Here is a 12,955-nt window from a genome sequence, read left to right on the forward strand (position 1 = left end):
ATCCGTAAGCTCCGGGAATTCAGGCGGAGCGGGTCTCGTTTTCTATACAAAAAAGAGGGGTGAAAGCATTTGCGGATTTTACATACGGCGGACTGGCATCTTGGAAAAACGCTAGAGGGAAGAAGCAGACTGAGTGAACAGGCCGATGTGCTTGATGAATTGAATACGATTGTAAAGGAAGAGCAGGTTGATGCCATTGTCATGGCGGGGGACGCGTTCGATACCGTCAACCCGCCTGCTTTAGCCGAGCAGCTGTTTTATGAAAGCCTGTCCGCGCTCAGCGACAGGGGAAAGCGCCCGATCGTTGTCATTGCCGGAAACCACGATAATCCCGACCGTTTGTCCGCCGCTTCACCGCTGACACATGAAAACGGCATTTATTTAATCGGCTATCCGACGACAGAACCGCTTCATATTGAAGTCCCTTCAGCAGGGGAGCTTTTGGCGGTCGGAGCGCTGGCGTACCCATCTGAAGCGCGGTTAAATGAAGTGCTTTCCGATACATTTGATGAAAAACTGCTCCGGGATCATTATGACGTGAAAATCAGGCAGGCGTTTGAGCATATGACAAGCCGGTTCCGCAACGACGCAGTGAAGGTTGCCGCCAGCCATATTTATGTCGCGGGCGGAAACCAAACGGATTCAGAGCGGCCGATTGAAGTCGGCGGCGCTTATACGGTGGCTGCTGAAAGCCTGCCGGCGGATGCCGCTTATGTGGCGCTCGGTCATTTGCATCGGCCGCAAACGATCAAGCGGGCGCGGACGCTTGCGCGTTATTCAGGCTCTCCGCTCGCTTACAGCTTTTCAGAAGCGGGCTACGCCAAATCAGTGACGATCGTGGACGCGAAGCCGGGGGAAGAGGCCTCTTGGAACGAGGTGTTATTATCGAGCGGCAAGCCGCTTGTGAAGTGGAAAGCGGCAAATGGCTTAAGCGAGGTGTACAGCTGGCTGGATGAAGGCAGGGACCAGAATGCCTGGATTGACCTTGAAATCCGTGTGGCGGACCAGCTGTCACTTGAAGAAATCCATAGGCTGAGGAAGGCGCACCCGGGTTTTATCCATATCCGGCCGGTTTTTGAAGAACAGAACAAAGACCGGGAGCGAGTCGAGGTCAAGCATGTATCGATCGAAGACCGCTTTAAGACATTTTATGAAAAACAAACCGGAGGCGCGGTGCCGGATGAAGAAATGGTGAAGCTGTTTTTAGAGCTGGCATCAGGTGTTGAAGAGGAGGATGCGACATGAAGCCGATCGCCTTAAGCATTAAAGGGCTCCACAGCTTTAGAGAGGAGCAGACGATAGATTTTGAAGGCCTTTCCGGTGCCGGAGTTTTCGGCATTTTCGGCCCGACGGGAAGCGGCAAATCCTCTATCCTCGACGCAATGACGCTTGCTTTATACGGAAAGGTGGAGCGGGCGGCAAATAATACACACGGCATCTTAAACCATGCGGAAGATACGCTTTCTGTTTCCTTTACTTTTGCGCTTCAAACGAACCATCAAATCTCTTACAAAGTCGAGCGCGTGTTTAAGAGAACCGATGAGATGAAGGTGAAAACAGCACTTTGCCGCTTCATTGAAATCAAAGACGAGCATACGGTGCTGGCTGATAAGGCCGGCGAAGTGAATAAAAGAGTGGAGGAGCTTTTGGGGCTGACGATCGACGACTTTACAAGAGCGGTGGTGCTGCCTCAAGGGAAATTTGCCGAATTTCTGTCTTTAAAGGGAGCGGAGCGCAGGCATATGCTTCAGCGTTTATTTCATTTGGAGCAGTATGGAGACCGGCTGGTGAAAAAGCTGAGACGGCAGGCGCAGGAAGCCAACGCGAGAAAAAATGAAATGCTTGCTGAACAGTCCGGTCTCGGCGAGGCGAGTTCAGAAGCGGTTGAGCAGGCGGAAAAGGCTCTCGAACAAGCCGAAGCCCAGCTGGAAACGAGGAAGAAGAATCGTGATCAGGCAAAAGAGCGGTTTACAGAACATCAGGAAATTTGGAATGTCCAAAAGGAACAATCAGCTTATGAAGAAGAGAAAAGACGTCTCGAAGAAGAACAGCCGCACGTAGACAGCATGCAGAAACGCCTGCTAGAAGCAGAAACAGCCGCAGCACTGAAGCCCTATGCGGATCGGTACGCAGAAGCGATCCAGCAAGAGGAGAAGGCTGCAAAAGAACAAACGCTTGCCAAAAAGGATTTAGCAGACCGGACCGCGTTCTGTCATCAAAAACATGAAGAGTATGAAGCGTGGCGCCAGCATAAAAGCGAGAAAGAGCCTGAGCTTTTAACCGAGCAGGAGCAGCTTTCCCGTTTGCAGGAGATCGAAATCAAACTGAGTGAGGCCAAGCAAGAGGAAGAACGCAAAAAGGCTGAACTCCAGCAGAAAGAAGAGTCCCTTCAATCTGTCGTGAATGAATTGGAGACTGTAACAGACCGTCTGTCACGAGGGCAAAACAGACAGACGGAATTGAAGCAGCAGCTCAAATCCCTGCAGGTGACTTCCGATGAGCGAAAAAGCTGCCAGCAGGCCGCAGAAATGGCATTGCGCATCAGGCAGACTGAAGAGCAAATCAGAAAAGAGAAAAAACGAAGTGACGCATTAAACCTCGTGCTGCAGAAGATGAATGAGGAGAAGAGTACACTCGTTCATAAGACGGAAGCGGAAAAAAACAACATCATTCAGGCATATGAGGCTGTACAAACTGTGTACCATATGGTGTGCGAGGCGGAACGTTCGTTAACGCGTATGACAGAGCAGGGGAAAAAGAGACAGCAAACGCTTCACGCGCAGCGTGAAAAAGCGAGAATGGCGCTGCTTACAAAAGAATTGTCTGAAAAACTGACCGCTGGAAAGCCCTGTCCGGTCTGTGGTTCAATCCATCATGATCCATCTGCCTCAGCGCATGAAACATATGAGCTTGACGGCAATCTAGAAGAGGACATCAAACAGACGGATGTGATTTTGACGGAAGCTGCATCTCTAAGCCAGGAGATTCTTTCATCCAAAATCACGCTTGAAGAACAATCCGAGCGGTTTATTGAACAGTGTCCGTTTTTGCAAACGATTCAAGCACCGAACCTTGAAGCGGCGGCTTCTTACGAGAATCAGCCGGTGTATGAAGCATTTGAAACTGCCCAATTAGAATGGAAGCGAGTCAAGCAGGATATTCTTTCTGTTAAAACACGAATGGCACAAATGATCAGCGCCTATCAGGAGTCTTTAAAAAAGGCCGAGCAGCTTAATGAAAAAATCGGTTTTGAAAAAAGAGAGGCTGACCGCATTGAAAGCATCATCGCTGAGCTTCAGTCCTCAATGGACAGCCGCCTGAAACAGTTTAACGAAGCGTTTGGGGATCAATCTGTGGATGAAGCGGAAAAATGGCAGCAAGCCATCGAAGAAAAAGACCGGGCTGCTGAAGAATGCGAGAAGCGAATTGAGAAGAGCATCGCGTTTCTTTCTGAGCATGAAGCACAAAAGGAAAAGCTGCGGGAGTCGGCACACCAGCTTGAACGGGAAAAACTGGAGCTTCATTATGCGGCTGAACGCATCAAAAGCGTGATCACGGATTATGAGCACGAACTTGGAGATTACGCAAAAGGAGACTCAATCGAGATCAAACTTCGCTCTGTCCAGCAGGATCTAAAGCTGTTAAAGGAAAAAGAGCAATCTCTATATGAAGAACTCCAAAGCGCCCAAACGATGCTGAATCAGGCGAAAAGCCGCGCTTCAGCAAGCGCGCTCACCTTGAAAGAGGTGAAGGACAGCTTGGAAAAAGCTGAAGCCGCTTGGCTTGAGCATGCGAAAAGCACCTGCTTTACCCGGACTGAAGAGGTGGAGCGAAGCCTTATCCCAGCCGATGAGCTTGACAAGATAAAAACCAGAATCGACCAGTTTATGGATAAAAGGAAGCAGAATGCCGCAAACTTAAAACGTGTAGCAGAGATACTTGCCGACCGTGCCTTGTCAGAGGACGAATGGAGCGAAACCGTTACAGCATTACAAGAAGCTGAGGACGCATTTGGCGCTGCGATAGAAGAAAAAGGCGCGGCTGCGAAAGCGCTGGCCGTCATTCGCGACCATCATAAACGGTTTAACGAAATTGAAGCTGAATTGAAGAAATGGCAGACGCATATCGACAGGCTGGACAAGCTGCAAGCAGTGTTTAAAGGCAATACCTTTGTCGAATTTTTAGCTGAAGAGCAGCTTGAAAGCGTTGCGAGGGACGCATCAGCAAGACTTGGCATGCTGACGAGACAGCGCTATGCCATCGAAGTGGATTCAGAAGGCGGATTTGTGATGCGCGATGACGCGAATGGAGGCGTCAAACGACCAGTATCCAGCTTGTCTGGAGGAGAGACGTTCCTCACCTCGCTTTCTCTCGCTCTTGCGCTGTCTGCGCAGATCCAGCTTCGCGGGGAATACCCGCTGCAGTTCTTTTTCTTAGATGAAGGGTTCGGCACTCTGGATCAAGATCTGCTAGATACGGTTGTGACAGCCTTGGAAAAACTGCAGTCTGACAATCTGTCTGTCGGTGTGATCAGCCATGTGCAGGAACTGCGGGCACGGCTTCCGAAAAAGCTGATCGTTCATCCGGCTGAACCGAGCGGCCGCGGTACACGGGTATCACTTGAGTTGATGTAAGGGGGAAGCGAATATGGCAAAGCAGACTGTCGGGATATGTGAGCTGTGCGGACGGAGTGATGTCCAGCTGACAGAGCACCACCTCACACCGAAAGAGGAAGGCGGAACGTTCCTGCCGACAGCGATGCTCTGTATTCCTTGCCATAAGCAAATTCATGCTGTATATAGCAATCAAGAGCTTGCCGTTCGCTTAAACGGAATAGATGAACTGAGAAACGATACGCAGCTTGCCCGATTTGTCAAATGGATCAGAAAACAGCCGCCTGAGAAGCTGATCAAAACAAAGAAATCGAATGAACGAAAAAAGAAAAAATGACGAAAAAGCAGCCCTCTATTTGCAGAGCGGCTGCTTTTATCCATTTCCAACCATATCCTGATCGCTGACATCGGGGTCTATATAATTTGTCGCATTGACGGCATTATTTAATAGAAGGAAGTCTCCCGTGTTCCCTGCTCCCGAACCGAGCGCAGATTTTGAAGAGCTTTTCGGAGAAAGGTAAAAGGAATCACCAAAGTTAACGACTCCGCCCGATATGGAATTGATAGCTATAGGCCCGACAATTGCTGGCATAAACGACACCCTTTATCGAAGTCTCTGTTTATTATATGCTCTTGTCTGGCGATTGTGAGCGCGGTGACTGAATCTGCCTGATATGTTTGAGTCTCGCATCGCCGCGGACAAGGGAAACGGCCCCCGCATGAAAGACAGAAGAAGATGAGACCCCTTGAATTTTGATGTTGCGGACATGAATGATCGGCACCTCGTGGCAAAATGCGCTTTGCACCCTTGTTTCCGGAATCGGCAACACGGCCTGCTGCTGAAAGATCGGATAATCCTTCCTGCTGAATGAGCCCTCATGAGTGTTAAACGTAGGCAGTGAGCGTTGTACAGCGAATACTTTTACACGCATATCGATTTCGTTTGTGTCGCCAACTTGAAACACACTTGCAATCCCAAGGGAGTTAAATTTAATCGTTCTGATGCGGGATATACGCTTAAGCATTATTCCGGCGACAGCGGAGCTAGCGGCCCGATAATAAGAGATTCAGGCGGAGTGTCGAAAATAGAAGAAAGATAGATCGCTTCAGTGTCTCCGACGTGAAATATAGAGGAGCTGGACACACCGTTCATTCGGATATCCCCGACCTCCAGATTACGGTTGACGACTGTGAAAATCATGCTTGCTCATCTCCTTTGATTTCAGATGGGATATGCTCCAGAAAATGTTCTACAGCACGGATGACATCCCGCTTCACATGTTCAGCGATATGTTCCGCATATTGTTTAGGCGGCGTGTGTTCTTCTTTTTTGATATGGGACATATAATACTGAATCCGGCTGTCCATTTGTTTTCTGATGTCTTCAATGACATGATGCCTGTTGGTATCGTCAAGCCTGCTGTCATATTGGTTTTCAAGCTGTTCCAGAACATCTGGGATTTCTTCAGTTAAAAACATATCGACATTTTGTCGGATCTGCTGCATGAGCTGGGCGATCTCTTCCTGCTGCATCATCCCGATTTCAGGTGTGGTTTGGCTGACTTCAAAATTTTGGACGCTGTTCGGGTCGGCCGGATTTAAGCCGATATTTAGTGTGCCGTCGAGGCGCTCAATTTTCAGCTGGTCAAATTTATACTCCACACGCTCAATGGTTGTAGCCGGCCGTTGCTTCATCGTATCCATTTCAGTTTGAAACTCTTTCAGCTGGCGTTCGAGCTGCTGAATATGAAGCGCCTGCTGCTGAACGAAGGAGTTCAAATTTTGCAAGTAAGAGGAAACAGATTGATCATACATGGTCTTTCACCTCTTTCATATGATTAACGGCCAGGAGGCTGGAGCGGAACTAAGGCACCTGTATCAGGCTCCTGCAATTCGACTGGCTGCCCCAAGGCGGTTACCTCTGGAGCAGGTTCTACATAACTGCCCGTATTATACAAGTTTGACAAAGATTTGATTGATCCGGCGGTTCCGATTTGCAGAATAGAGGAGTTGCTGATTGATTCGAGCCGAAGATAGTTAATTTGAATCGTTTGATTCACATAGAAATTCATGGGGCCACACTCCTTTATGCATTGCCTGCGATCGGCTGATCAACGGCATCGCTGTCATACACGTTCGTCGCGTTTTTGTAATTTGTCACCTTGAGGCTGTCACCGGTATTAAAACTGCCCGCACCGGCAAACGTTCTGACCTGTGCCTGCGGAGAAATTGTAATGCAGTCCCCGATGTGAACGACTCCGCTCGTACCAATCGCATTAATTTTAAACGCTCCGACAATGGCCGGCATACGAGCACATCCTTTGTTGTAAAATTGAAAAAATGCAGGTAGAGTTAAAATAGAAATTAATTTCCTTTGGGCGATTCACGATAGTTTATGACAGACACATATTTGTGTGAGGAAAATGTAAAGAGGATATATCAGCTTTTTACATTTTGTCAGCCGTTATGTTTCATTTTTTAAAAAAGCGGGTAATGGACAAACTGAGCGGAAATGCGGCGATGGGTGCCGCGATCCGCCTGCGTGTATTTGTATTAGTTTCTTTGGTGTTTTGCTTGTAGAAAAGCTTTTTGGAGTATGTCGTGCTGTGGTAATTCATTTTTGGGCGGACTATTCTCGCCCTGAGGTATGGTCCCAGAAGTGCTGAGCAAAAAGCGGAATGCCATGCGGCGAATTCAAGCGTTATAGAAAATGATTCACATACGGGGATTGTCAGGATATCCTTCAAAAATCATTTCTTCTTTAATTCGGGTATTCAGCAGACTGTCCAGCTCTTGGCTGCATTGGATCGTTTCCTTTGAATTCATGCCGTATTTTTGTGCTGTTTCAATTAGTGTGATTCTCATTTCTTCAATTTTACTATTCATTGCCCTATCTCCAATTCTAGAATTTATTTTCATAAACAGAGGATATCGTTAGTATAACCTATTTTTGCTGAAAAGGTTGCCTTTCGTCAATTTGACTAAAAAAGCGACAATTTTTGCTGCGGCCTTTTTTCATATATTGAAGGACTATAGTCTTGCTAAGTGTGCTTGCAAAAAGTCCTGCCGCTCCTCAATTTCTCTAAGGATGATTGCCTGCTCCTTTTCGAAGTGAAAGGGGCTTTTTTTTATAAAAGGATCCTCATCAGACCTTTGACAAATGTCAAGGCGCCATTTACTGATGATAGGAGACAGCCGTTCAATGGTAAATGACCGGTTCAGCACATTTTCATTAATGTGTGATATTGCGACCGGAAGGCGGGGATGGAAAGCAGCTTTGACGCAAGCGACCGTCCTTTCGTCAGCAGAGGATCTTCGTCAAATGTGACGGGTATCGCCAGTGCTCTTGTCTCCAGCGGGGTAACATAGAGCCGGCCGGAGTCGTTTACACAAAATGTGTAATTAATGCCTTGATTGGTGCAAGCGTTGCCGATCAGCCACAAAAAAAACGATTTGACATCGAGATACATTTTGATGCGTTCAGCTATTTCGGCATCTTCAGCTGTGTGAACCAGCGTAAAAAAATCATGTAAAAACGGGGAAGATTCATGTTTAAAAACGGAAAGCGGAACCCTTGGATCGGCTGTCTTCACTTGGCAACTTGTTCTACCGGCTGACTGATGGTTCTTGATGTTCAAATAAATGCCTTCTGGCTCGCCATTGATGGTCAGAAAGATGTACGAGACGGCGGGAGCGGGAATACCGATCTCGTCAAATAAACAATAAGCAAGCCTGCGCCGCATCAGGGAGGGATCATCTTGTTCCGCATTCAAAAAAAGTGTGCCTTCACCTAGCAGAGACTTTTCCCAGCTGATTTCATAGGATGTCTTTTCCGCTTTGTCACGCTGTGTGAGAAGAATGGGAGAAACTGATCGGTCTGTCACCAGAAGCCCCTTGGCAGTACCTTTATCCTTAAGCTGTTGCCGATGAAAAAATAAATGGACGCTCTCCATACCTTTTTCCTCCTCCTCAAAACGACATTCCCATGATATGTACTGAAAGCCCGTCCTGAAACGAAATGAAACGGTCGTGAGAAAAAGGGATTTCAGCATTCGACAGAGAATACATGAAGGAGCATTCTGATTTAAAAGACGATGGAGGAATAACATGAAATTTGCGACAGGGGAACTTTACAACCGAATGTTTGTCGGCCTGATGATTGATGATGAGAAAATCATGGATCTGCAAAAGGCTGAAAAAAAACTGTTTGAATTAGAGACGATTCCGGGCTCGCTGATTGAATGTATCGCAGAAGGGGAAAAATTCGTTTCACATGCAAGGCAGCTGGCCGAGTGGGCAAAAAAACCGAATGATGAACTGGGGTCATTTATCTATTCATTATCTGAGGTGAAGCTCCATGCACCAATTCCTAAGCCATCAAAAAATATCATCTGCATCGGCAAAAACTACAGGGATCACGCGATTGAAATGGGAAGCGAGGCTGACATTCCGGAACATCCGATGGTGTTTACAAAATCGCCGGTAACGGTTACAGGGCATGGTGATACCGTAAACAGCCATGAAGAGGTCACCTCTCAGCTCGATTATGAAGGAGAACTTGCTGTTGTCATCGGAAAAAGCGGCACCCGCATTTCAAAAGAAAATGCCTATGACCATATTTTCGGCTATACGATTGTGAATGATATCACGGCGCGTGATCTGCAAAAAAGGCATAAGCAGTTTTTTATCGGTAAAAGCCTGGATACCACATGTCCGATGGGACCTGTCCTTGTCCATCAATCATCAATTCAGGAGCCTGAGCGTCTCAAGGTTGAAACAAGAGTCAACGGCGAGCTGCGCCAATCCGGTTCGACGAGCGATATGATCTTTTCCATTCCGGAATTAATTGAAACCCTCTCCAAGGGGATGACGCTTGAAGCGGGAGATATCATTGCCACTGGTACGCCGTCTGGCGTCGGAAAGGGATTTACGCCGCCAAAATTCTTGCGGCCAGGTGACAAAATCGACATTACGATTGAACCGATCGGAACACTGTCAAACCATATCGGCTGAATCAATAGAAGGGCGGACGCGGACCCGCCCGTTTTTTCTGAGATTCATCTTTGTGGCAGAGGATAAGTTCATGGTACGATAGGTGGGGTAAATTATCTGATAGGGGGAACCTGTATGACACACTTACATATTACGACATGGGTGGTAGCGCTGATTCTGCTTTTCGTCAGCTACTCACTGTATTCGTCAAGAAGTGCGAAGGGCGCCAAAATCACTCATATGATTCTGCGGCTATTCTATATCTTAATTATTTTGACAGGAGTGGAGCTATTTGTCCGTTTCGCCAACTGGAACGGAGAATACGCCGGTAAAATCATTCTTGGCATCATCACCATCGGCCTGATGGAAATGCTCCTCATCCGCAAGAAAAAAGAAAAATCAACCGGAGGCCTCTGGATCGGTTTCGTCATTGTCCTTGTGCTGACAGTGCTGCTCGGCCTGCATTTGCCAATCGGCTTTCACTTATTTTAATAGAAACAGTGCGAACGTGAACCCGGCTCTATGAATGGAGCCGGGTTTTTTGTTACTATTTTCCTAATATTCCAAAAACATTTAAAATAACCTTAAAATTACCTTAGGGCGGTATCTCGTTCTATGAAATTATGATACCTTCAAGAAGATTCATCATTTTACAGGAGGGATATCATGAAACGCAGAAAATGGAGCTCGTTTGTGGCCGCAGTGCTCATTTTTGCACTGACCTTCAGTCTTTTTTCTCCGGGAACCAAAGCGGCAGCCGGCGCGATCGATCAGGCGGCTGCTCTGGAAAACGGCAAAGAACAAACAGGCACAATGAAGGAACCGGAACAGGTGAAATGGTACAAAGTGACCCCGGGAAAAGCGGATATTCAGAAAAACTCACATATGGCACTGTCCGTAAAGAGTGATTCAGTACTGAATGTATCTGTATATCCAAGCAAGGAGAAAGCGCTTAAAGATGAAACGTTTGAGATGTACCGTTCTTACTCGGAAGATGATGGAAAAAACAACATTGTTTTTCCATACGCGTGGGGCGGCCCTTACTATGTAAAAGTTGAATACCTTGGAGAAGAAGAGCCAGAGGACGGCGGGACGTTAGAAGCACCTGCGGAAGCCAAGTATACGATTGGGTATAAAGGCACCAATAAGCAGCCGTCAGATGTAGAACAGGAAGAAGCATGTCCGGTGGAAATGAGTGTCGATCAGAAAAAATCGGGCAAAAGCATCTTGGACAAGCTGAGAGCGATTCGTGATGAGCAGCTGAGCCAAACAGCTGAAGGCAAAGAGCTGACTAGCCTTTACTACAAAGCGGCGCCGTTTATCGTGGCGAAGCTCGCATTCAATAAAACAGCGAGAAATGAAATCTATCAGGATCTTATGACATTAAAGCCATTGTTTGATGATGTGTCTGAAAACGGAGCGTCTTCTTCATATCAGATAACTGAAAAGGATCAAAAAGCGATCAATCGGCTATACGAGAAAGCTTTACAATCAGTTCCGTCTTTTCTTAAAGAAAAGATGAAGAAACAGGCGGAACGATTCAATATGAAGCAGCTGCAAGGCAAAACAGCTGGAAACATTCTAACAGAAAACAAAATGGCGGCAAAAAGTGAAGTTGAGACAACAAAGGTCATTTTCAAGGTGAAGAACAATAAAAGCCTCTCATCCGTACATAATGAAATGAAGGGGTTTTCTGCGAGCGCGCAATCGAAAAAAGACATTTCCAATGTGAAAAAGGCGAAGAAACTGTTTGACAATCTGTATTCATTTGAGCTTCCGAAAGACGAGAAACGAAACGGCACATATACGGCAAGCGCAAAACGGGTCAAAAGCGCTGCTGCGACATTATCCAAAATGTCTAACGTAGAGTTTGCCGAGCCTGTGCAGGAATACAAGAGCCTGGCAAACGATATTCAATATCCTTACCAATGGCCGCTCAAAAACAATGGTGAAAACGGCGGTGTCAAAAACGCGGATGTGAAATACGAGCCTGCCAGCACCATGCTGTCCAAACGCAAGCTGAACGATACCTTGATTGCGGTGGTAGACACTGGTGTGGACAGCTCGCTTGCCGATTTAAAAGGAAAAGTAAGAACCGATCTTGGACGCAATTTTGTCGGACGGAATAACGACGCAATGGATGATCAAGGGCATGGGACACACGTTGCAGGCATTATCGCCGCCCAAAGCGATAATGGCTTTTCGATGACTGGATTGAACGCCAAAGCGAAAATCATCCCCGTAAAAGTGCTTGATTCTACAGGTTACGGAGATACTGAACAAATTGCCCTCGGCATCAAATATGCTGCTGATAAAGGAGCCAAGGTGATTAATTTAAGTTTAGGCGGAGGCTATAGCCGTGTGCTTGAATTTGCATTGAAATACGCGGCTGACAAAAATGTCTTGATTGCCGCAGCCAGCGGGAATGACGGGGCCAATTCCTTATCTTATCCGGCTTCTTCTAAATATGTGATGTCAGTCGGAGCAACGAACCGCATGGATATGACCGCGGATTTTTCTAACTATGGAAAGGGTCTTGATATCTCCGCACCAGGGTCTGATATCCCGAGCTTAGTGCCGAACGGAAATGTCACGTACATGAGCGGGACATCCATGGCGACGCCATATGCTGCTGCAGCTGCGGGCTTGTTGTTTGCTCAAAATCCAAAGCTGAAAAGAACAGAAGCAGAGGATATTTTGAAAAAGACGGCGGACGATATTTCCTTTGAAAGCGTTGATGGCGAGGAAGAAGAAATGTATGACGATAATGGCGATCCGATTGACATTCCGAAGACGCCTGGAGTAGACTGGCACTCAGGTTACGGGCGGCTAAATGTCATGAAGGCTGTCAGCGCGGTTGATATACAGCTCAAGGTCAACAAGCTGGAAAACACACAAACAGCTGTCAGAGGAAGCGCGAAGGAAGGCACGCTTATCGAGGTCATGAACGGCAAGAAAAAACTCGGCAGCGCCAAAGCTGGAAAAGACGGTGCGTTCAAGGTCAATATTCCGACTCAAAAACAGGATCAAGTGCTGTATGTGAAAGCGGCAAAAGGCGATGCAAAAACCTCGTATAAAGTTGTCGTTGTCAAAGGGAAACCTTCGGGCACACCGAAAGTAAACGCGATGAAAGCGAAGGATACGGCTGTGAAAGGAAAGGCGAACAGCAAAGCGATGATCAGAGTGAAAAACAAATCAAAGAAAGTCATTGCTTCTGCCACAGCTGACGCGAAAGGAACATTTTCAGTGAAAATCAAAAAACAAAAAGCCGGAACGGTGCTGTACGTCACGGCTGCTGACCCAGACAAAAAAGAAAGCAAGGATGTAAAAGTTGTTGTTGAAAAGTAATC

At 47.0% G+C, this 12,955-nt stretch carries 13 protein-coding genes and 1 pseudogene; 6 read left to right on the forward strand and 8 right to left on the reverse strand.

What is annotated here, in order from left to right; genetic code table 11:
• Positions 1 to 69: 69 nt before the first annotated feature.
• From sbcD to SC79_RS01000, 3 genes are read left to right on the forward strand one after another with little or no spacing between them, the layout of a single operon-like run.
• Entirely contained in the window at positions 70 to 1,245 is a 1,176-nt protein-coding gene (sbcD, locus tag SC79_RS00990) for an exonuclease subunit SbcD (RefSeq protein ID WP_039073480.1), read from the forward strand.
• Positions 1,242 to 4,634, forward strand: coding sequence for an exonuclease subunit SbcC (gene sbcC, locus SC79_RS00995; RefSeq protein ID WP_039073481.1), 3,393 nt, complete (start codon positions 1,242 to 1,244; stop codon positions 4,632 to 4,634). Before sbcD ends, sbcC begins: the two co-directional genes overlap by 4 nt.
• 13 nt (positions 4,635 to 4,647) lie before the next feature.
• Positions 4,648 to 4,950, forward strand: a complete 303-nt coding sequence (locus tag SC79_RS01000; protein WP_039073482.1) for a hypothetical protein — start codon at positions 4,648 to 4,650, stop codon at positions 4,948 to 4,950.
• Positions 4,951 to 4,986: 36 nt separating this feature from the next.
• On the opposite strand, the gene SC79_RS01005 is transcribed toward SC79_RS01000, so the two are convergent.
• The 8 genes and pseudogenes from SC79_RS01005 to SC79_RS01040 form a co-directional block, all read right to left on the reverse strand.
• The gene (locus tag SC79_RS01005; RefSeq protein WP_010333667.1) at positions 4,987 to 5,205 is read right to left on the reverse strand and encodes a spore germination protein; all 219 of its coding nucleotides are present in this window, start codon (positions 5,203 to 5,205) and stop codon (positions 4,987 to 4,989) included.
• A gap of 31 nt (positions 5,206 to 5,236) precedes the next feature.
• Positions 5,237 to 5,638, reverse strand: coding sequence for a spore germination protein GerPE (locus SC79_RS01010; protein ID WP_039073483.1), 402 nt, complete (start codon positions 5,636 to 5,638; stop codon positions 5,237 to 5,239).
• The gene (locus tag SC79_RS01015; RefSeq protein ID WP_039073484.1) at positions 5,638 to 5,814 is read right to left on the reverse strand and encodes a spore gernimation protein GerPD; all 177 of its coding nucleotides are present in this window, start codon (positions 5,812 to 5,814) and stop codon (positions 5,638 to 5,640) included. Before SC79_RS01015 ends, SC79_RS01010 begins: the two co-directional genes overlap by 1 nt.
• Positions 5,811 to 6,428, reverse strand: coding sequence for a spore germination protein GerPC (locus SC79_RS01020; protein ID WP_039073485.1), 618 nt, complete (start codon positions 6,426 to 6,428; stop codon positions 5,811 to 5,813). Before SC79_RS01020 ends, SC79_RS01015 begins: the two co-directional genes overlap by 4 nt.
• Positions 6,429 to 6,451: 23 nt before the next feature.
• Positions 6,452 to 6,685, reverse strand: coding sequence for a spore germination protein GerPB (locus tag SC79_RS01025; RefSeq protein ID WP_039073486.1), 234 nt, complete (start codon positions 6,683 to 6,685; stop codon positions 6,452 to 6,454).
• A 14-nt stretch (positions 6,686 to 6,699) separates the two neighbouring features.
• Positions 6,700 to 6,921 carry a spore germination protein gene (locus SC79_RS01030; protein WP_010329309.1) on the reverse strand — a complete coding sequence of 74 codons (222 nt, stop codon included), beginning with the start codon at positions 6,919 to 6,921 and terminating at the stop codon, positions 6,700 to 6,702.
• A gap of 407 nt (positions 6,922 to 7,328) precedes the next feature.
• Positions 7,329 to 7,499 (reverse strand): aspartyl-phosphate phosphatase Spo0E family protein, encoded by a 171-nt coding sequence (locus SC79_RS01035; RefSeq protein ID WP_039073487.1) that lies wholly within the window; start codon positions 7,497 to 7,499, stop codon positions 7,329 to 7,331.
• A gap of 144 nt (positions 7,500 to 7,643) precedes the next feature.
• Positions 7,644 to 8,566: pseudogene (locus SC79_RS01040) on the reverse strand (CotH kinase family protein).
• Between the two features lie 154 nt (positions 8,567 to 8,720).
• On the opposite strand from SC79_RS01040, the gene SC79_RS01045 reads away from it, so the two are divergent.
• The 3 genes from SC79_RS01045 to SC79_RS01055 all read left to right on the forward strand — a co-directional run bounded on the left by SC79_RS01045 (position 8,721) and on the right by SC79_RS01055 (position 12,953).
• Entirely contained in the window at positions 8,721 to 9,626 is a 906-nt protein-coding gene (locus SC79_RS01045) for a fumarylacetoacetate hydrolase family protein (protein WP_039073488.1), read from the forward strand.
• 114 nt (positions 9,627 to 9,740) lie between these two features.
• Positions 9,741 to 10,097 carry a YisL family protein gene (locus tag SC79_RS01050; protein ID WP_039073489.1) on the forward strand — a complete coding sequence of 119 codons (357 nt, stop codon included), beginning with the start codon at positions 9,741 to 9,743 and terminating at the stop codon, positions 10,095 to 10,097.
• A gap of 174 nt (positions 10,098 to 10,271) precedes the next feature.
• A complete protein-coding gene (locus SC79_RS01055) occupies positions 10,272 to 12,953 on the forward strand; it encodes a peptidase S8 (RefSeq protein WP_039073490.1) in 2,682 nt (893 codons plus the stop codon).
• Positions 12,954 to 12,955: the final 2 nt, after the last annotated feature.

This window comes from Bacillus sp. MSP13 (assembly GCF_000815295.1).
Lineage (GTDB): Bacteria > Bacillota > Bacilli > Bacillales > Bacillaceae > Bacillus > Bacillus vallismortis.